Genomic DNA, 18,463 nt, shown 5'->3' with positions numbered 1-18,463 from the left:
TATCGAATAGCTGCGCGCCGGCGGGGCCGCAAGCACTCTGCTGCGTAGTAGCCGTAGGTTAAGCTAGGGAAGTTACAGCGAAACCCTAAGAGGAGGACGAATTCACCGTGGCTGATATTTCTCGCAGCGAGGTGGCCCACTTGGCTGACCTCGCCCGGCTAGCCCTAAGCGACGAGGAGCTCGATCACCTCGGCACGCAGATCATCAATATTGTTGATCACGTCGAGGCCGTGCAGGAAGTCGATACCGAAGGCGTCGAGCCGATGAGCCACCCGCACTCGGTATCCACTGGGATGCGCGAGGACGTGGTGAAGCCCTCGCTGACCCCGGAGCAGGCACTTGATCAGGCCCCTGACTCGGCTGAGCAGCGTTTTGCCGTGCCGCGGATTTTGGGCGAATAGAGAAGGGATAGCAACCACATGAGCTCTTATGTTGAATCGAGCGTAGAACTTCTCTCGCTCAGCGCCGCCGAACTGGCCACGAAGATCCACTCCGGCGAGGTATCCTCCCGCGAGGTCACCCAGGCCTACCTTGATCGCATTGCGGAGGTCGATGGAGATATCGGCGCCTATCTGCATGTTGGCGACGAGCAGGCCCTGGCGGCCGCCGATGCCGTGGATGAGTCTCTCGCCCGCGGCGAGCAGCCCGCCTCGGCCCTAGCCGGTGTTCCCTTGGCGTTGAAGGATGTCTTCGTCACCACCGACGCCCCCACCACGGCAGGGTCGAAGATGCTCGAGGGTTACATGAGCCCCTACGACGCCACCGTGACCCGCAAGCTGCGCGAGGCGGGCATCCCGATTCTCGGAAAAACCAATATGGACGAGTTCGCTATGGGCTCCTCCACCGAGAACTCGGCCTATAAACTCACCCGCAACCCCTATGACACCGAGCGCACCCCGGGTGGCTCCGGCGGCGGTTCCGCGGCGGCACTGGCATCGCTGCAGGCGCCACTGGCTATCGGTACCGACACCGGTGGCTCGATCCGTCAGCCCGCCGCGCTGACCAACACCGTGGGCGTGAAGCCCACCTACGGCACGGTCTCGCGCTATGGCCTGATCGCCTGCGCCTCCTCCCTAGACCAGGGCGGCCCCGCCGCCCGCACCGTGCTCGACACCGCGCTGCTGCACGAAGTCATCGCCGGCGAGGACCCCTTCGACGCCACCTCCGTGAACAAGCCCGTCGCCCCCGTAGTCGACGCCGCCACCAAGGGCGCCCGCGGCGACCTCAGCGGCGTGACCGTGGGCTGCCCCAAGCAGTTCATTCGTGATGGCTACCAAGCCGGTGTCCTCGAGACCATCGACGCCTCCCTCGAGCAGCTCAAGCAGCAGGGCGCAACGATCGTCGAGGTGGATTGCCCCAGCTTCGACCACGCCCTCAACGCCTACTACCTGATCCAAACCTCGGAGATCTCCTCCAACCTGGCGCGCTTCGACGGAATGCGCTACGGACTACGCACCGGCGACGATGGCACCCACTCCGCCAACGACGTCATGGCCATGTCCCGCGCCGCCGGCTTCGGCGACGAGGTCAAACGCCGCATCATTCTCGGCACCTACACCCTCTCGGTGGGCTACTACGACGCCTACTACCTGCAGGCCCAGCGCGTGCGCACCATGATCGCCCGCGACTTCGCCCGCGCCTTCGAAACCGTCGACGTCATCGCCGGCCCCGTCACCCCGACCACCGCCTTCAAACTGGGCGACAAGATCGACGACCCGCTGGCTATGTACAACTTCGACCTCTTCACCCTGCCCTTGAACCTGGCAGGACTGGCCGGCATGTCGGTTCCCGCCGGCATGGCCCCCGACAGCGGCCTTCCCGTCGGCCTCCAGCTGATGGCACCCGCCTTCTGCGACGACCGCCTCTACACAGTCGGCGCCGCCTTCGAGGCCGGGCGCTCCTAGCGTCGTTGTCGGCACCGGCTGATATTCCGGCTGGCGCTACTGATCAGGCGCGGCACACCTGCAAAACCAGGTGCGCCGCGCCTTCTGCTACTACGCAGCAGAGTATTGCGTGTCTACATGAGGCTGCTCCATGGCGGTCCCTTTTGGGCTTTCACACCGAGATTCGGAGGGTGGTGGCGTCGAAAAGCGCTGGTGAGAACGCTACGCTGAGGTGTATGAGTGTGCGACTATTCACCGCGGTATATCCCAGTGACTCGGCCCGCGATCACTTGGCCGCTGCGCTGCGTAGTCTCTCCGCGGCGGGTCAGCTGCGGTGGAGCGAACCGTGCAGTTGGCATATCACCTGCCAGTTCTATGGCGAGATGCCGAGCGGAAGTATCGACACGGTGCAGCAGCAGCTGGCGGAGTCGCTTCGCGGCATGCCGGCGTTTCGGCTGGCGCTGCGCGGGGCAGGGGAGTTCCACGGCCGCTATCTGTGGATCGGGGTGGGAGATGGCAGGCGCGAGATGACCGACTGTATGCGGCGGTGTGTGCTGCCTGGAATCGAACCGGACCACGTCACCCCGCGCCCGCATCTCACGGTGGCCCGCACGCGGCGGGGGCGAGCGCAGGCTCATCGAGGCGGGCCGAAACAGAAGTGCGTTTCATCGCTCACCGCAGAACTCGCCCAAGATTGCACGCTATATGCGGGGCCCAGCTTCCTCGTGGATCGGGTGCATGTGCTGGTCTCCGAGCTGGGGGCGGGTCCAGGCGGCAGCACGCTGCATCGCCGTGTGGGAAGCATTCCGCTCGCCCAGTGATAAGGGGTATAGATAGTCGGCGTGGCCGCAAGCGCGCGGTGAGGCGACTGCGGGTAGTGGGGCGGTGGTGGCGGGGCGAGAGGCCCATAGCAATCACGCGCCGCAGCTAGACATGCCTGATTGGAAAGGCACGAGCCGTGGCGCGTGGGGTGTCGCGGTGGAAAGCGGTGTTAGGCGTTATCGTTAAGCACCCATGCGGCGCCAGCGGAGGCGGCGGTGACAGTCAGCACGGCGGGCCAGGCGCCGATCTTCTTCGCCAGCGGGTGGGAGAGACCGAAACCAGCAACGTAGAGTCCGGTCAGCCCAGCAGCAACCACGCCGCCGCTCTTCTTGTACCAGCTGCGGGCCGCATAGCCGCCGGCGGCGGCGAGGACAGCCCCGCCGAGGGGACGGATCAAGGTTTCCCGAGCGGTGAGCCAGCCACCAATCAGGCCCACGGTGACCATGGCGGCAGTATTGACGTTCTCAGCTTTTTTCAGGTTCATACCGGCTATCGTAGCCCGCGATCGCAGCCGGTGGGGTGAACCGAGACGGTCATCGGGGGTGAGCCACTCTGCTGCGTAGTAGCACCGTGAGACTAATGAGTGTGGGCTGGCGCGATGGGGCCGCAGGCGAGCATCGGCGGCGGAGTAGACTGGCGTGCCATGTCTACTCCTCGTTTTCCCGGACGGGATACCGACGCGGCTCGGGTGCGGTCCGCTGCGGCTGCTGGCCCCGAGACGGCGTCGACAAGCGCTGATGCTGCGCGGCCTAGTGTTGATGCTGCGCGGCCTGGTAAGGGGCCCGCGGCGCCGATAGAGCAGGAGAGTCTGCGGCCGCAGTGGAAAGCGCTGGCGGCGCTCTGCATAGGTTTCTTTATGATTCTGCTGGATCAGACCATCGTGGCGGTGGCGACCCCGCAGCTGTATGCGCAGCTAGATGCGACGCTCACCGAGGTGGTGTGGGTGACCAGTAGCTATCTGCTGTGTTTTGCGGTGCCGCTTTTGGTGACCGGCCGCCTGGGGGATCGGTATGGTCAGCGCGAGGTCTACATGGTGGGCATGGCGGTGTTTACGCTGTCCTCGCTGGCGTGTGGGTTGTCGCAGTCGGTGCATGCGCTGATCATCGCCCGCGCGGTGCAGGGCATTGGTGCGGCGCTGTTGACTCCGCAAACGATGAGTGTGATTAACCGGATCTTTCCGCGTCATCGCCGCGGCGCCGCCATGGGCGTGTGGGGTGCGGTGGCGGGTTTGGCGAATCTCGCTGGCCCGCTGCTCGGCGGGCTGCTGGTGTCTCGCTTCGGATGGCAGTGGATTTTCTTCGTCAATGTCCCCATTGGTGTGGTCTCGATTGTGTTGGTGTGGGCTTGGGTGCCCGCACTGGAGCGGGTGGCGCGCCGGATTGATCTCGCGAGCGTGGCGATCAGCATGATTGGTATGTTCGCGTTGGTCTTCGCGGTGCAGCAGGGGCCTGCCCTCCACTACGCACCAGTGGTGTGGGTGTTGTTCGCACTGGCGCTCTGCTGCGTAGTAGCATTCATCGCGCTGCAACGCCGCGCCGCCCACGCCCAGCGTGACCCCCTGGTTCCGCTCCAGATTTTCGGCTACCGCAACTTCTCAATCGGGGCGTTCTCGATCGCCATGATGGGCTTTTGCGTGAACTCGATGATGCTGCCGGTGATGCTGTTTCTGCAGTCCACCCACGGGATGAGCGCCCAGCAGGCCAGTTTCCTTCTGATCCCGATGGCGCTGGTGGCCTTCGTGCTCGCTCCAGTGACAGGGCGCATGTCCGACTGGGTGCATCCGCGCACGATGTCGCTGGTGGGTTTCGGCGGCTGTGTGCTTGTGCTTGGGGCGATGACGGGGCTGATGCTTATCGACGCCGCCCCGCTGCTGCTGATGATCCCGCTCACTCTTTTCGGTGTGGCGAGCGCGTTTGTGTGGGCCCCTAACTCGGTGGCGACCATGCGGGAGCTGACCCCGGAGCTCTCCGGTGCGGGCTCGGGGGTGTATAACACTACGCGTCAGCTTGGTTCGGTGATTGGCGCCGCCGCTGTGGGGGCGGTGCTATCGACGAGCGTGGCGCTCGCGATGTCCTTGCCGATGCTGGCGATGATCTGTGGATTAGTGACTGTAAGCAAATACACGTTTCCGAAACCGGAAAATACGCTGTCCGATCGGGCATAACACAAAGATAAGGACTAGACTGAAACGCATGCGTATTGCGACTCTGACTTCTGGTGGCGACTGCCCCGGCCTGAATGCTGTTATCCGCGGTATCGTTCGTACTGCGACCGCCGAGTATGGTTCCACTGTGGTGGGATACCAAGACGGCTGGGTGGGCCTGCTTGAGGATCGCCGCACCCAGCTCTATGACGACGAGAGTATTGACCGCATCCTGCTGCGCGGCGGCACCATCTTGGGTACCGGCCGTTTGCACCCGAACCAGTTCCGCGAGGGGATCGATCAAGTCAAGGCGAACCTGGAGGATGCGGGCATTGACGCCCTGATTCCGATCGGCGGCGAGGGCACTCTCAAGGGCGCGAAGTGGCTCTCCGATAATGGCATCCCCGTGGTGGGCGTACCGAAAACCATTGACAATGACGTCAATGGCACGGACTACACCTTCGGTTTTGATACCGCAGTGTCTGTGGCCACCGACGCCATCGACCGTCTCCACACCACCGCTGAATCTCACAACCGCGTGATGATCGTGGAGGTCATGGGCCGCCACGTGGGCTGGATTGCCCTGCACGCCGGCATGGCTGGCGGCGCCCACTACATCGTGGTTCCGGAGCATCCCTTCGACATCAATGACATTTGTAAGCGTATGGAACGCCGCTTCCAGATGGGCGAGAAGTACGGCATTATCGTCGTCGCCGAGGGAGCGCTGCCCAAGGAGGGCACCATGGACTTCGCCGAAGGTGAGGAAGACCAGTTTGGTCACAAGACCTTCAATGGTATCGGCCAGGTCATTGGCGAGGAGATCAAAAAGCGCCTCGGTCAGGATGTGCGCACCACCGTGCTGGGACATATCCAGCGCGGCGGCACCCCGACCGCTTTCGACCGTGTGCTCGCCACCCGCTATGGCGTGCACGCCGCCCGTGCCTGCCACAACGGCGACTTCGGTAAGTCTGTTGCTTTGCGCGGTGAACACATCGAGCTGGTGGATCTTGATGTTGCCGTGGGCAAGCTGAAGAGCGTGCCCGAGGGGCGCTACCGCACTGCTCAGGCGCTGTTTGGCTAAAGAGTAGAAGGATCATGGCCCGCATGGATATCTCCGTGCGGGCCATGAACTATTATGGGGTGCTATGACGCAAGCGGATTTTGACCTGATGGACTTCGAGGATGTCCTCGCCACCTACGATCCCGTGATGGGGCTTGAGGTGCATGTGGAGCTGTCGACAGAGACCAAAATGTTCTCGGCGAGCTCCGCGCATTTCGGAGACACCCCGAACTCGAATGTGGATCCGGTGAGCTTGGGCCTGCCCGGGGCGCTGCCGGTAGTTAATGCCAAGGGCGTGGAATGGGCGATCAAGATTGGCTTGGCGTTGAATTGTTCGATCGCGGAGTCCTCGCGCTTCGCACGCAAGAACTACTTCTATCCGGACCAGCCGAAGAATTACCAGATCTCGCAATACGATGAGCCGATCGCCTATGACGGCTACCTCGATGTGGTTCTCGATGATGGCGAGGTGTTCCGCGTCGAGATCGAGCGCGCTCATATGGAGGAAGATACCGCCAAGCTGACCCACATCGGCGGCGCCGACGGACGCCTCCAGGGTGCCACCTCCTCGCTGGTTGATTGCAACCGAGCCGGTGTGCCGCTTATTGAGATCGTGACCAAGCCGATCGAAGGCGCCGGCGCCCGCACCCCTGAGGTGGCCCGCGCCTATGTGTCGGCGCTGCGTGATCTCGTCAAGGCGCTTGGGGTCTCCGATGCTCGCATGGACCAGGGTTCGATGCGTTGCGACGCTAACCTGTCCCTGCGCCCCATCGGGCAGAGCGAGTTCGGCACCCGCACCGAGACCAAAAACATCAACTCGGTGCGGTCCGTGGAACAGGCCGTGCGCTTCGAGATGCAACGCCAGGCCGCGGTACTGCAGGATGGGTGCTCGATCCGCCAAGAGACTCGGCACTATCAGGAAACTGATGGCACGACCACGCAGGGTCGCCGCAAGGAAACCGCCGATGACTACCGCTACTTCAATGACCCTGACCTGCCGCCGGTGGTTGCGCCGCGCGAGTGGGTAGAGGAGATCCGCGCTACGTTGCCGGAGCTGCCGTGGGTGCGTCGGGCGCGCTTGCAGCAGGAGTGGGAGCTATCGGATGCCGCCATGCGCGATCTTGTGAATGCAGGCGCCCTCGATCTCATCGTCGCCACCATGGATGCTGGCACCACCTCCGCTGAAGCCCGCTCGTGGTGGGTGTCCTATCTGTCCCAAAAGGCCAATGAGCTCGAGGTCGATCTTGAGCAGCTGGCCATCACCCCCGAGCAGGTTGCCGAAGTTGTGGGCATGATCAACGAGGGCAAGCTCACCAACAAGCTCGCTCGCCAGGCTGTTGATGGCGTGCTCGCTGGCGAGGGCAGCGTCTCCGAGGTTGTGTCCCAGCGCGGCCTTGAAGTGATGCGCGACGACGGCACCATCGAGAAGGCCGTCGATGAGGCACTGGCTGCCAACCCTGACATCGTGGAAAAGTACAAGGCAGGCAACAAGAAGGTCACCGGTGCCATCGTCGGCGCCGTGATGAAGGCTACCCGCGGCAAGGCTGACCCGGCGGTAGTCAACCAGCTCATCGCTTCGAAGCTACAGTAACTACGCAGCAGAGCTGCCGGCAGCGATCTCGAGAGAGGTGCTGCCGGCTTTTTCGTGCGCGCAGTGTGGGTGGATTGGTGTGTGGGGAAAGGGACTACGCATCAGCGGTTGCGGCGTATTTTTCCTGTTCGCGCTCTGATGCGTAGTCCCTACCCGAGAGTGTCGATGACCGCACAACCATCGTCCCAAGCTGTGCATAAAATTCGCGCAATCCACAGTTCAGTAGCGTGGCGCGGCGAAAGCGTAGCGGAGGGGTCACAGATTTGTCACAGTGCTGTCAACACACACAACAACGAGCATTGTTTCCATGGGGGGGACACATGATGACCGCACTTATCGACGAAATTAGCCAGTACGAGGCCTTCTTGCTTCGTCTCACCGAAGAATTGGAATCAGGGGTGGAGGATTTCGACAACGTTATAGCCACCTATCAGAGATTGGAGCAGCTTCAAGATCTGAAAGCCCACACTGATGTTTTGCTCGCGCATCGCGTCCGAAGTGAGAAGGCTGTTGCCGTGGCTGGTACGAAAAAGCCCGTGCGGTTTTTACAAGACACTTTGGGGTGGTCGAAAACGCGGGCATCGAATGTGTCTACCCAGGCGGCACGATTATACGGGCCAATTAAGGACACACCGCCAGAGGACGAGCCGGCCCACGAGACGGCGCAGCGCGTTGAAGAGGCGCGTCAGTTGAGGGCTTTGAGCGTCGAAAAGCTGCGGCGCCATCGGTTGAGCGCCGATATGCGCCGGCTCATTGAAACGAGTTTGGCTGGGTTGCGCACGAAAGATGCGCGCATTCGCGAATCGATTCGCCTCGAGGCGGTCAGCTATGGCGCCGAGCACTCCTATGATGACACCCGTGAACTGCTGATTCTGCGTGTGCGCCGGGTAAATAGTTCGCTACCCGACGCGCACCGCGATAGCGCCGCTTCTCGACGCTTAACTATCACTAAACCCGGAACCGATGGCAATGTGGGGATATTCGGGCGTATCGCGCCCGATGCAGCAGCAGTCCTGACAGATCAGGTCGATCGCGAAATGAGAAAGCCTCGCCCCAAGGGGGATCAGCGTTCTTATCACCAACGCTACGAAGAGGCGTTTAGCACCGTCATTAAACGCGGCACAGGAAATGCAGACAGCACACTAGTGGTATGCATTTCGCCTAAAGATTTCACACACTGCGATTACGCCAATGCCGGCATCGAACATCCCACCAATACAGGTATTCCCTTGACCACTGAGCAAGTCATGGCGCTAGGCATGAAAAAATACGGATTCCTTGCAGTCCATGATCCGCATACTGGCGATGTTCTTCGGCTAGGACGATTCGAGCGCTGTGCCAATATTTTTCAGCGCATTGCCTTGGCCGCGGCGCAGAATGTGTGCGCGCATCCTGGGTGCTCGACACCCATTTCCAAATGCGAAATTCACCATATCGAGCCCTATGCGCAAGGTGGAGCGACGGATATTGACAACCTCACCTGTCTTTGTCGTATCCACCACAGCGACAACGATGACACCCGCGCCCACCACAGCAAACACCATGCAGCGAGGGACCCCAAAACGGGGCGAGTAGGTGCGACCCGCGGGGCACACGCCGCAGAGTCCAGCCCAGAAGTCCACGTCAACGATTCCGTGGCAGCGCAGCAAGCACCTGGTGCAAAAGTGCGGGCCCAGCCCTGGCCCGAGCCGTGTGCCTACCACAACCAGGACACCGCCACCGACGCTCAGAGTTAACGTTGCGCCACCCTCGGTGAGAACTACACCCCTGCGCCCCTAGCAGCAGCGGCGGCGGACGAGGGGGAAGATGCCCCGTGCGAGGCGGTTGAGAACAGTGCGGGCGGCGTCGTTAAGGCGCATGGGGACTACGCAGCTGCGAAGCGTTCAGTCACCCCTAGGTATGCGCGGAGAGTCAGCTCTAGGTCTTCGAGGTGGAGGTGCTCGTCGTGGGCGTGCAGCTGGGCCTGCACGTCGCCGAGCGTGCGCCCCGCAGCATGCGCTGCAAAGCCATAGCCAACGCCGCCCATTTTACGGGCGAAGCGCAAATCTGAACCCCCTGAAGCAATGATGGGAAGCACCTGTTCCTCGGGGAAGAGCTCGGCCAAAGTTGCGCTGATCGCGTCGTATAGCGGCGAATCGGTGGGGGAGACCGTGGCATCTTCGCAGATCAGCCGTTCGATGCGGCAGTGACTACGCAGCTCGCCAATAGCGTCGAGGAGATGGGCATCGACATCGTCTTGGGTCATGCCTGGGGTCGGGCGGATATCGAGATCCACATATCCAGACGAGGGAAGGACGTTGATGGGGCCGCCGGCGCGAACAACCGTGGGAGCCACAGTGGTGTGGGAGATTGCATGCGCGAAGCGTGACATCTCGCCGAACGGACTGTAATCAGTCGTGTCGTGGGCGAGAAATGCGCGCTCAGTTTCGGGATCGAGCTCGAAGGCACGGACGAACGGCTCCCACAGGGGTTGATCAGAAGGGATAGACAATGCGGCTAACCGAGTGGTGACTTCACCTAGGATGCCAGTGGTCATTGTTGTTCCCCACGGAGTCGATGCGTGCCCAGGATCTCCGGTGAAGTGAATACGTCGCTGGGCAGCTCCTTTCTCGCCGGCGTTGACTACTACGCAGCGCGAGGTGCCATTGAGCACGATGTGCCCACCGCCGGTCTCGCCAAGGCAATGATCAAAGGAAAGAGCATCGGGTTGGTTCTCGGCGATCCAACCCGCCCCGAGTCCACCACGTGCCTCTTCATCGGCGAGAGCAGCAAATTGGATCGGGCGGCGAAGATGATTCTGTGCGGCAGCCCATTTAGTCACAACAGCTTGCACTGCAGTAATGAACAACATGTCTACTGCGCCCCGGCCATAGATCTTGCCGTCTTCGATCACCGCGTCGAAGCACGGTTTGGTCCAGTGCTGTTCGTCGACGACAACGACGTCGGTGTGGCCGAAGAAGGTAAGAGGCGAGAGCCCCTCATCTTTGGCTGGAGCGGCAGTAACGATGAGAGTGGTGCGACCTGGGCTGGGCTCAATGCTCTCAATTGAGAGACGCTCACGAACTTCGGCCGGAGCGTCTGAGAAGAACTCACGGAGGGTCTCGGCGGTACGCTCCTCGTTGCCCGAGCCAGGAGTGAAATCGTTGACGCACGCGTTGCGGATCAGTGTGCGAAGTAGTTCAAGAGTGGAGTCGTAGAGCTGATGCGTAGTCATCTTCCTCATATTATGGGCTAGCAGCGGCAATGGGGGAGAGACTCCGTTTCGTAGTAGCACGATCGCCACTGACGCAGGCACACTGGGAGCATGTCATTCACAGTAGAAGCTCCCCAGTCTTATCAACCCGCGCCGGACCGCTACGAGTCCATGAACTATCGTCGCGTGGGCAATTCAGGTCTAAAATTGCCGCCCCTTTCGCTCGGGTTGTGGCACAACTTTGGCGATGACCGTCGTCTCGATGTGCAGCGAGATATTGTGCGTAGTGCCTTTGATCTCGGCGTCACACACTTTGACTTGGCCAACAACTACGGGCCGCCCGCAGGCTCTGCGGAGCGTAACTTTGGCGAGATTCTGCGTAGCGATTTCGCAGGGCATCGCGATGAGATGATCATCAGCTCGAAGGCAGGGTGGAACATGTGGCCCGGCCCCTACGGGTTTGGTGGCTCGCGCAAGTACTTGATGTCCTCCTTGGATCAATCGCTGGACCGGTTGGGGGTGGATTACGTGGACATCTTCTACCACCACCGCCCCGATCCGGATACGCCGTTGGAGGAGACGATGTATGCCCTGCGCGATATCGTCGCCTCCGGAAAAGCGCTCTATGTGGGTATTTCTTCCTATGGACCAGAGCTGACGGCCGAAGCTGCCTCGATCATGCAGGAAGAAGGCTGCCCGTTGCTGATCCATCAGCCGAGCTATTCGATTGTGAACCGGTGGGTGGAAGAACCCGGCGAGGACGGCGAGTCCCTGCTCGAATCCGCCGCCGACAACGGCCTCGGAGTGATTGCCTTCTCGCCGCTGGCTCAGGGACTACTTACCGACCGCTATCTCGACGGCGTGCCCGCCGATTCCCGCGCGGCCGAGAAGGGCTCTTTTGGCGAAAGCATGCTTTCCGAGAGCAATCTAGCCATGGTGCGGGCCCTCGACGACATTGCGCGCGAGCGCGGACAAAGCCTCGCCCAAATGGCCATCGCTTGGGTATTGCGCGAGCAAGGTGACTTCGGTGAGCTGACGGTGGCCTCGGCCCTGGTGGGCGCATCGTCTGCGCAACAGCTGCGCCACAACGTGGCAGCACTGGAGAACCTGGACTTCACTGACGCCGAGTTGGCCGCCATCGACGAGGCCTCCGATGATGCCGGAATCAATATTTGGGCCGGGGCGACCGCGTCGAAGAAAAAGTAACTACGTAGCCGCAGTGGGCAGCCCCGCAACCACGGGTCATCGGGTCGAAAAAGCGAGGTGGCGTCGATAATGCTTGTCGACGCCACCTCGCATGCGCTTGACACGCTAGTGCAAGGCCAATCGCACCGTGATTATCACCATGACAATGCCGATGGCGAAGTTGAGCCGGCGCCAATTCTGTGGCTTCGACAGCGGCCGGGCTAGCGCACGCGCACCGAAACCGATGGTGGGAAACCACAACACGCTTGCTGCTAGGGCACCGGCGGAAAATTCCCAACGACCGACGGGGCCGAATTGGTTGGCGAGCCCGCCCAGCATGACCAGCGTGTCGATATAGGCGGCCGGATTAAACCACGTGAACACGAGCGCGGCGATCACCGGCCTGAGCCACGGTTTTTCGGAGGTGGCGATGCGGCTGCGGCGCTTGGTGGCAACACTGCCACCGGAGACGTAGCCACTGTCCTGTTCGCTGTGCTCCTCGCCGAGGTCGGTGCGGCGGAAAGACGTGTCCTGGAGCGCGCCTGCCTCGGCGAGGATCTCGGGGGTGTTGTGCGTAGTAACATCCTCGCGATACAGATCCATCTCTTCGGGATCGCGTATATCCGTGGTGCGTAGTGCGCCTGCCTTCGGAGCGAGCGCATCGCGGAAACAGGTGTAGGCAAAGTAGCTGAGATACACCACCCCCGCCCACTTCAGGGCGACAAGCGCGGTGGGGGCCTTCTCGACCAGTACGCCCATTCCAGCAGTGCCGCCGAGAATGAGCAGAATGTCGGAGAGGAGGCAGACGGCGACGACCGCGCCCACAGCGACTCCCTTAACGCCTAGTTTGAGCAGGAGCGCGTTCTGCGGTCCGATCGCGATGATCAGGGACAATCCAACGAAGAAGCCATTCAGTGCAATCACGTACTCAATATTCTTGTACTCCTCGCGTGAAGGAAAATTAATTATTCTTCAGCTGCGTTAAAATTGCTTCATGGACAACGTCAAGCTGAACACGCTCTTGGCCGTCGTCGATGAAGGCAGCTTTGAAGCAGCCGCCTCACGGCTCGGCATCAGCCCCTCGGCGGTCAGCCAGCGGATCAAGGCGCTGGAAAACACGATCGGGCGGGTGCTGCTCAAACGCGCCAACCCCGTCCGAGCCACCGAGGCAGGAGAAATCCTCGTCCAGGCGGGCCGCCGCATGGCGCTGCTGCAGGCCGAAACCAACGCCCAACTACGGGGGCGACTCGGCCGCGTGCCCCTAGCCATCGCCATTAACGCCGACTCGCTGTCCACCTGGTTTCGGCCGGTGCTTGCCGACGTCGCCTCGTGGAATAGCGCGTCTTTGCGACTACGCATCGAAGACGAATCACATTCCCGTAACCTCTTGCGCCGCGGTGACGTCCTCGGCGCCGTCACCCGCGAGGCCGAGGCCGTCTCCGGCTGTGAATCCCACTATCTCGGCGTCATGCGCTATCGCGCGGCCGCGCATCCCCGGCTCCTCGACACCTACACCCGCCCCGACGGCAGTCTCGACTGGGCCTCGATGCCCGCACTGCGCTACGGCCCCAACGACGAGCTCCAGGAACACGACCTGCTCGGGCGACTACGCAGTGGCGAAGACGGTCGCCACCGCAGCGTCTCTTGGATCCCCTCATCGGAAGACTTTGTCTACGCAGCCCGCGTCGGCCTCGGCTGGGGCCTACTTCCCGAGACACAACTACGCCCACTCCTCGACAGCGGCGACGTGGTCCTCCTTGATGACAGCGTCGAAGAAGTCCACCTCTACTGGCAGCACTGGCGACTCGAATCACCCATCTTGGGTGCGCTCAGCGACGCTGTCCTAGACGCCGCCACCGCCCTCGAGCAATAACAATCCTGTAAAGGTTCCCTCACACTCACGGCACGCCGGTGAGGAAATCCTTCGTTTCACCAGCTCGGCGCTATACGCTGAGCTGCATGACCAAGCCTGAGAACCCCCGTCCCGACAAGGCCCGTGCCGACGACTTCGGCGAGGACACCGAAATCCCCACCTACAACCCCAAGGATTCCGCGGGCTCGGCCGATGCGCGCCGGGATTCCAAGAATGCCAAGGCTTCGGAGTCGCAACGCGCATCCGAAAAGCCTGCGGCTAGCCAGCACGCAGCGAGTGCGCGCGACGAGGCTCACTCTAAGAAACAGTCCTCTGCTACTACGCAGCAGAGTCCCACCCCCGAGCCGAAGAAGCCTAGCAAGCGCTCCACGGCGGGCAGTATTTACGAACGCACTGGCCGTGCAGCACCGCAGGCCATTCCGCCCCGCGGTCAGGCTGGCCAGGCTGAGCAAACGCGCGCTGCAGAACCTGCAGAGCCTGCAGCACAACCCGCGAACGACGCACCGGAGCGCGGTGTTGCTCCGGTGCGTAGTAGCACCCCTAGTCGAGAAGAGGACAGCAACGAAACTGTCGTGATGCCCCGCGCCGGCGCAGCTGCCGCGGCTGCTGCTTCTGCTCAGGCCGACTCTGATAAGCATCCTGAGCGTTCCCGTCCGCTCGCATCGGATGCTCCGACTAGCGCTCGCGACACTCGCACCACGGAGCCTGAAGGCTCGCAGGCGGCCGCGCCCCAGCCTGCCGCTGATCGACGCCAACCCCCGCACCCCGAGCCGAACCGCCCGACCGCGGAGGAGACTGTGGCTCTTCAGCGCCCCCAGCCGGCAGGCGAGGCGGATTATGACGCGGACTACGCACAAGCGCCGGGCGTGGCTGCAGCGCCGGCTGCCGGCCCCCAGTGGGTCGAGGGCGATATGGCGGAGCCGGCTGATGATGTCGAACAGCCTTATGACCCGGCGTTGGACCACCGCCGTGGAACCTTGGACTTCGGTATCTTCTTGCTTCGCGTGGGCGTGGGCGCACTGCTGATCCTCGCCGGAGTGAAGACCTTCTTCCAGCTTGGCGACTCCGAGGGCCTGTCTGGGTTGGAAAACGAGTTCAGCGGCTACGCCATGCCGTGGCTGCTGTCGGTTGTTCAGCCCAGTCTGCAGCTACTCGCCGGTGTGTTCTTGCTGCTTGGTCTCTTGACCCCGGTCGCTGCGGCCGTGGGTATTGTCGCCACGTTGTTGTCTGCGCTGCACCAGATCGATGTGCTCAACGCAGGCGTGAATCCGTTGAATTGGTCGGGCGAGGTGCTCTTCTGCGTAGTAATGATTCTCGCAGTACTTGCCCTCCAGTTCACCGGCCCGGGCAAGCTATCTCTCGACTTCAACCGCTCGTGGGCGCACCGCCCCTTGTTGAGCTCGTGGCTGTGGGTGCTTGTTGGTGGCGCGGCCGCCGTCGCACTGTGGTGGTTTGGCGCCGGAGTTAATCCGCTGAATTAGCGCCGCAACACATAGCCGAAAGGGGCTGGTCGTCATAGGCCAGCCCCTTTTGTATTGCGCACCACGCGTAGCGCTTATCGACGCCTTCTACTCCACAACCGACACGGCCGCGAAGAAGCGCCACCCGATAGCCCTATTCGACGATGCGCACAGCTCCCTTATCTGCCGAAGACGCCATGGCGGCATAGGCTTTGAGTGCCTTGCTCACTGCGCGGGGGCGGTCTTGGTGTGGAGTGAAGGGGTGTTCGCGGGAGTTTTCCTCTTCACGGCGCGCTGCGAGTTCGTCCTCGGAGATATCGGCGTGTATGGTCCGCGAGGCAACGTCGATAAGTATGGGATCTCCGGTACGGACGAGGCCGATGGTGCCGCCGGCGGCGGCTTCGGGGGAGACGTGACCGATGGACAGCCCAGAGGAGCCGCCGGAGAAGCGACCATCGGTGACGAGCGCGCACTTTTTGCCCAAGCCGGCGCCCTTGATGAACGCGGTGGGGTGCAGCATTTCCTGCATGCCGGGGCCACCGGCGGGGCCTTCGTAGGTGACGAAGAGGACTTCGCCGGGCTGCAGCACCTTGTTCAGGATCACAGACACGGCCTCTTCCTGGGATTCCACGACGCGGGCGGTGCCTTCAAAGTGGAATTGCTCCTCGGAGATACCGGCAGTTTTCAAAATGGCGCCATCCTCGGCGATGTTGCCGCGCAGCACGCACAGGCCACCTTCGGCGGTATAGGCGTGCTCGACGTCGCGGATGCATCCACCGGCGGCGTCGGTGTCGAGGCTTTCCCAGCGATTCTCGGTGGAGAACGGCTGCGTAGTACGTACCCCACCGGGGGCTGCGTGGAAGAGATCCGTTGCTTCTTCGCTCGGATTCTCGGCGCGAATATCCCAGTGGGCGATGTAGTCGGCCAGGGAGTCGGAGTGCACTGAATGGACGGTGTCCTTAAGCAGGCCGCCGCGGTAGAGCTCACCCAAGATGGCGGGGATGCCGCCGGCTCGGTGCACGTCTTCCATGAAGTAGTCGGAATTAGGGGCCACCTTGGACAGGCACGGGGTGCGCCGCGAGATCGCATCGATATCGTCGAGGGTGAAGTCGATCTCGCCCTCGATGGCGGCGGCCAGAATGTGCAGCACCGTGTTGGTAGAACCGCCCATAGCCACGTCGAGTGTCATGGCGTTGGTGAAGGCGTCTCGGTTGGCGATGGCGCGCGGCAACACCGAGGCGTCCTCTTCTGCGTAGTAGCGGTGGGCGATCTCAACGATGCGCTGCCCAGCCCGCTCGAAGAGGCGGCGCCGGTAGGCGTGGGTGGCCAGGGTGGAGCCATTGCCCGGCAGGCTCAGCCCGAGGGCCTCAGTGAGGCAGTTCATCGAGTTGGCGGTGAACATCCCGGAGCAGGACCCGCAGGTGGGGCAGGCAGAGTTGCTGATTTGCTCGAGGTGGTGATCATCGACGGTGTCGTTGGCGGAGGCGGAGATCGCGTCCACCAGATCGGATCCGCGCTTGGCGACGCCATCAACCACGATCGCCTCGCCCGATTCCATGGGCCCGCCGGAGACAAAGATGGTGGGGATGTTCAACCGCAGCGCCGCGTTGAGCATGCCTGGGGTGATCTTGTCGCAGTTAGAGATACAGACTAGGGCGTCGGCGGTGTGGGCGTTGACCATGTACTCAACCGAGTCGGCGATGATTTCGCGCGAGGGCAGTGAGTAGAGCATGCCGTTGTGGCCCATTGCGATGCCGTCGTCGACGGCGATGGTGTTGAACTCCTTGGGCACACCCCCAGCGGCGCGCACCGCATCGGCGACGATATCGCCGACATTCTTCAGGTGCACATGCCCTGGAACGAACTGAGTGTAGGAGTTGGCGATGGCCACGATGGGCTTGCCGAAATCCTCCGGTTTGGTGCCAGTTGCTTGCCAGAGGGCGCGTGCCCCAGCGGCATTGCGGCCGACAGTTGTCACACGTGAGCGAAGGGGAATCATAAGGTGAACACTTCCGAAAAAGATGATTGATGGGTGACTACGCTACAGAGTAGAGGGTCAGCCCTGAATAATTAGTGACGGGGGCAGCTTTAGCCCACCACGTTGCGCGATAATGCTCGGCTGTTCTAGCGGCTTTATGCAGCTTATCGACGCTTCCACTCTGCTTTTCAACCAAAAATAACGAAGGCTATCGCTGCGATCTTCTCGCGCGGATAGCACAATCGGCGGCGGGTGTGCGCGGGGAGTCGGGCTGATGCGTAGTAGCATCCACCGCGCGTGTGCCCTGGGAAGAAATGGCGTTGGCGAAGCCGCTCTCAGGACGCGGGATCAGCCGAGGCCTGAGAGACGGATGGACTCGCGAGCGCTGGTGTGCTCAGCAGCGCGCGCCGACACCGCCGCGCCGATGCACAGCGCCAGCGCCACACCCAGCGCCGGCACTACCGCACCGCGAGCATTGCCGCACCAGCTCAGCTCACCGCAACCCAGCCGCAGCTTCTGCGCTGCAGTCTAGCCTTGAGGCTTGTCCTTGCGTTCGGTGGAGGCGGCGCGATCGGGTGTTTTCTCGCGAAGCTCGCTGCGTCCATCCCTTTGGATCACTTCGACCTTCTCCGCGGCGGCGGCGCGCCCTTGGGTGATGGGGTCGGGGATACGGCCTTGGGAGGCGGCTTCCAGTTTGGACAGGGAATTAAAGGTCACGCCTGGCATACGGTGTTTGCGGGAGTCGGAGGTGCGCAGCAGGGCCTTTGCTCCGGAAAACTCCACGCCCTCGATATTATCCCAGGGCACGGTCGTGGAGGAGCCGAAGGCAGGGGAGATGGTGATGCCCGCCGGCCCCACCAGCGTGGCGGACTTTAAGACGTAATAGATGAATATCAGCGGCAAAAGCAGGATCCAGCCGAGAATCAGCGGCTGATAGGCCACGCCCACGAGCGCGATGAGGATCATGATCACGGCCGCTAAGATGTGGCTGCGGTCGGGGCGGAAGCTGGTGACGGTGTCGTCGCGCTGTCCAGCAGTATTGGCCCGGTTACTCGAGCGGGCAGTATCGGCTCGGCCCGTGATGTCTGTGCTGCGGGAGCGGGAGGATCGTGCGGGCTTATCTGAGTGTCCGGGGCGTGAGTTCATAGCTGCCTATTCTACGTCCGTCGTCTCGCTGGGATTATTAGCCTCCGACTTCTCCGGTTCGGACTGCTCTGGCTCTCGGGACGAGCTACTCGGGGCGGGCGAGTTGTTGGGTGCAGGGGAGGTGGTGGT

15 protein-coding genes are annotated in these 18,463 nt (G+C 62.3%); 10 read left to right on the top strand and 5 right to left on the bottom strand.

Annotated elements, in window-relative coordinates; genetic code table 11:
• Positions 1–107: 107 nt before the first annotated feature.
• From gatC to thpR, 3 genes are all read left to right on the top strand, one after another.
• The gene (gene gatC, locus GBB11_RS10740) at positions 108–401 is read left to right on the top strand and encodes an Asp-tRNA(Asn)/Glu-tRNA(Gln) amidotransferase subunit GatC (protein WP_151529985.1); all 294 of its coding nucleotides are present in this window, start codon (positions 108–110) and stop codon (positions 399–401) included.
• An 18-nt stretch (positions 402–419) separates the two neighbouring features.
• Positions 420–1,904 (top strand): Asp-tRNA(Asn)/Glu-tRNA(Gln) amidotransferase subunit GatA, encoded by a 1,485-nt coding sequence (gene gatA, locus GBB11_RS10735; protein WP_151549034.1) that lies wholly within the window; start codon positions 420–422, stop codon positions 1,902–1,904.
• A gap of 215 nt (positions 1,905–2,119) precedes the next feature.
• Positions 2,120–2,704 (top strand): RNA 2',3'-cyclic phosphodiesterase, encoded by a 585-nt coding sequence (gene thpR / locus GBB11_RS10730; protein WP_151549033.1) that lies wholly within the window; start codon positions 2,120–2,122, stop codon positions 2,702–2,704.
• Between the two features lie 170 nt (positions 2,705–2,874).
• Here thpR and GBB11_RS10725 read toward each other — a convergent pair whose 3' ends face one another.
• Complete coding sequence (locus GBB11_RS10725) at positions 2,875–3,189, bottom strand: hypothetical protein (protein WP_151549032.1); 315 nt, start codon at positions 3,187–3,189, stop codon at positions 2,875–2,877.
• 159 nt (positions 3,190–3,348) lie between these two features.
• Here GBB11_RS10725 and GBB11_RS10720 point away from each other — a divergent pair, with 159 nt between their 5' ends.
• The 4 genes from GBB11_RS10720 (at position 3,349) to GBB11_RS10705 (ending at position 9,235) form a co-directional block, all read left to right on the top strand.
• Positions 3,349–4,869, top strand: a complete 1,521-nt coding sequence (locus tag GBB11_RS10720; RefSeq protein ID WP_151549031.1) for a DHA2 family efflux MFS transporter permease subunit — start codon at positions 3,349–3,351, stop codon at positions 4,867–4,869.
• A 28-nt stretch (positions 4,870–4,897) separates the two neighbouring features.
• Entirely contained in the window at positions 4,898–5,929 is a 1,032-nt protein-coding gene (locus GBB11_RS10715; protein ID WP_151549030.1) for a 6-phosphofructokinase, read from the top strand.
• Between the two features lie 64 nt (positions 5,930–5,993).
• Positions 5,994–7,499: an Asp-tRNA(Asn)/Glu-tRNA(Gln) amidotransferase subunit GatB gene (gatB, locus tag GBB11_RS10710; RefSeq protein WP_151549029.1), complete on the top strand. Its 1,506-nt coding sequence runs from the start codon at positions 5,994–5,996 to the stop codon at positions 7,497–7,499.
• 320 nt (positions 7,500–7,819) lie between these two features.
• On the top strand, positions 7,820–9,235 hold the full coding sequence (locus tag GBB11_RS10705; protein ID WP_151549028.1) for an HNH endonuclease signature motif containing protein: 1,416 nt from the start codon (positions 7,820–7,822) through the stop codon (positions 9,233–9,235).
• Positions 9,236–9,363: 128 nt separating this feature from the next.
• Here the strand turns inward: GBB11_RS10705 and GBB11_RS10700 are convergent, their stop codons facing one another.
• Positions 9,364–10,713 carry a M20/M25/M40 family metallo-hydrolase gene (locus GBB11_RS10700; RefSeq protein WP_370513509.1) on the bottom strand — a complete coding sequence of 450 codons (1,350 nt, stop codon included), beginning with the start codon at positions 10,711–10,713 and terminating at the stop codon, positions 9,364–9,366.
• 90 nt (positions 10,714–10,803) lie between these two features.
• Between GBB11_RS10700 and mgrA the strand changes: the two genes are divergently transcribed.
• A complete protein-coding gene (gene mgrA / locus GBB11_RS10695; protein WP_151549026.1) occupies positions 10,804–11,898 on the top strand; it encodes an L-glyceraldehyde 3-phosphate reductase in 1,095 nt (364 codons plus the stop codon).
• Between the two features lie 105 nt (positions 11,899–12,003).
• Here the strand turns inward: mgrA and GBB11_RS10690 are convergent, their stop codons facing one another.
• Entirely contained in the window at positions 12,004–12,801 is a 798-nt protein-coding gene (locus GBB11_RS10690) for a LysE/ArgO family amino acid transporter (protein WP_151549025.1), read from the bottom strand.
• 70 nt (positions 12,802–12,871) lie between these two features.
• Here GBB11_RS10690 and GBB11_RS10685 point away from each other — a divergent pair, with 70 nt between their 5' ends.
• Together GBB11_RS10685 and GBB11_RS10680 are read left to right on the top strand one after the other, a co-directional pair.
• Complete coding sequence (locus GBB11_RS10685; RefSeq protein ID WP_151549024.1) at positions 12,872–13,750, top strand: LysR family transcriptional regulator ArgP; 879 nt, start codon at positions 12,872–12,874, stop codon at positions 13,748–13,750.
• Between the two features lie 86 nt (positions 13,751–13,836).
• Positions 13,837–15,231 carry a DoxX family protein gene (locus tag GBB11_RS10680; protein WP_151549023.1) on the top strand — a complete coding sequence of 465 codons (1,395 nt, stop codon included), beginning with the start codon at positions 13,837–13,839 and terminating at the stop codon, positions 15,229–15,231.
• 133 nt (positions 15,232–15,364) lie between these two features.
• Here the strand turns inward: GBB11_RS10680 and ilvD are convergent, their stop codons facing one another.
• Together ilvD and GBB11_RS10670 are read right to left on the bottom strand one after the other, a co-directional pair.
• Complete coding sequence (gene ilvD / locus GBB11_RS10675; protein ID WP_151549022.1) at positions 15,365–17,209, bottom strand: dihydroxy-acid dehydratase; 1,845 nt, start codon at positions 17,207–17,209, stop codon at positions 15,365–15,367.
• A gap of 507 nt (positions 17,210–17,716) precedes the next feature.
• Positions 17,717–18,334 (bottom strand): PH domain-containing protein, encoded by a 618-nt coding sequence (locus GBB11_RS10670; RefSeq protein ID WP_151549021.1) that lies wholly within the window; start codon positions 18,332–18,334, stop codon positions 17,717–17,719.
• Positions 18,335–18,463: the final 129 nt, after the last annotated feature.

It is taken from the genome of Corynebacterium sp. 74A (assembly GCF_008930665.1).
In the GTDB taxonomy this organism is placed as follows: Bacteria; Actinomycetota; Actinomycetes; order Mycobacteriales; family Mycobacteriaceae; genus Corynebacterium; species Corynebacterium megadyptis.
This window is presented reverse-complemented; position numbering and strand designations above follow the sequence as displayed.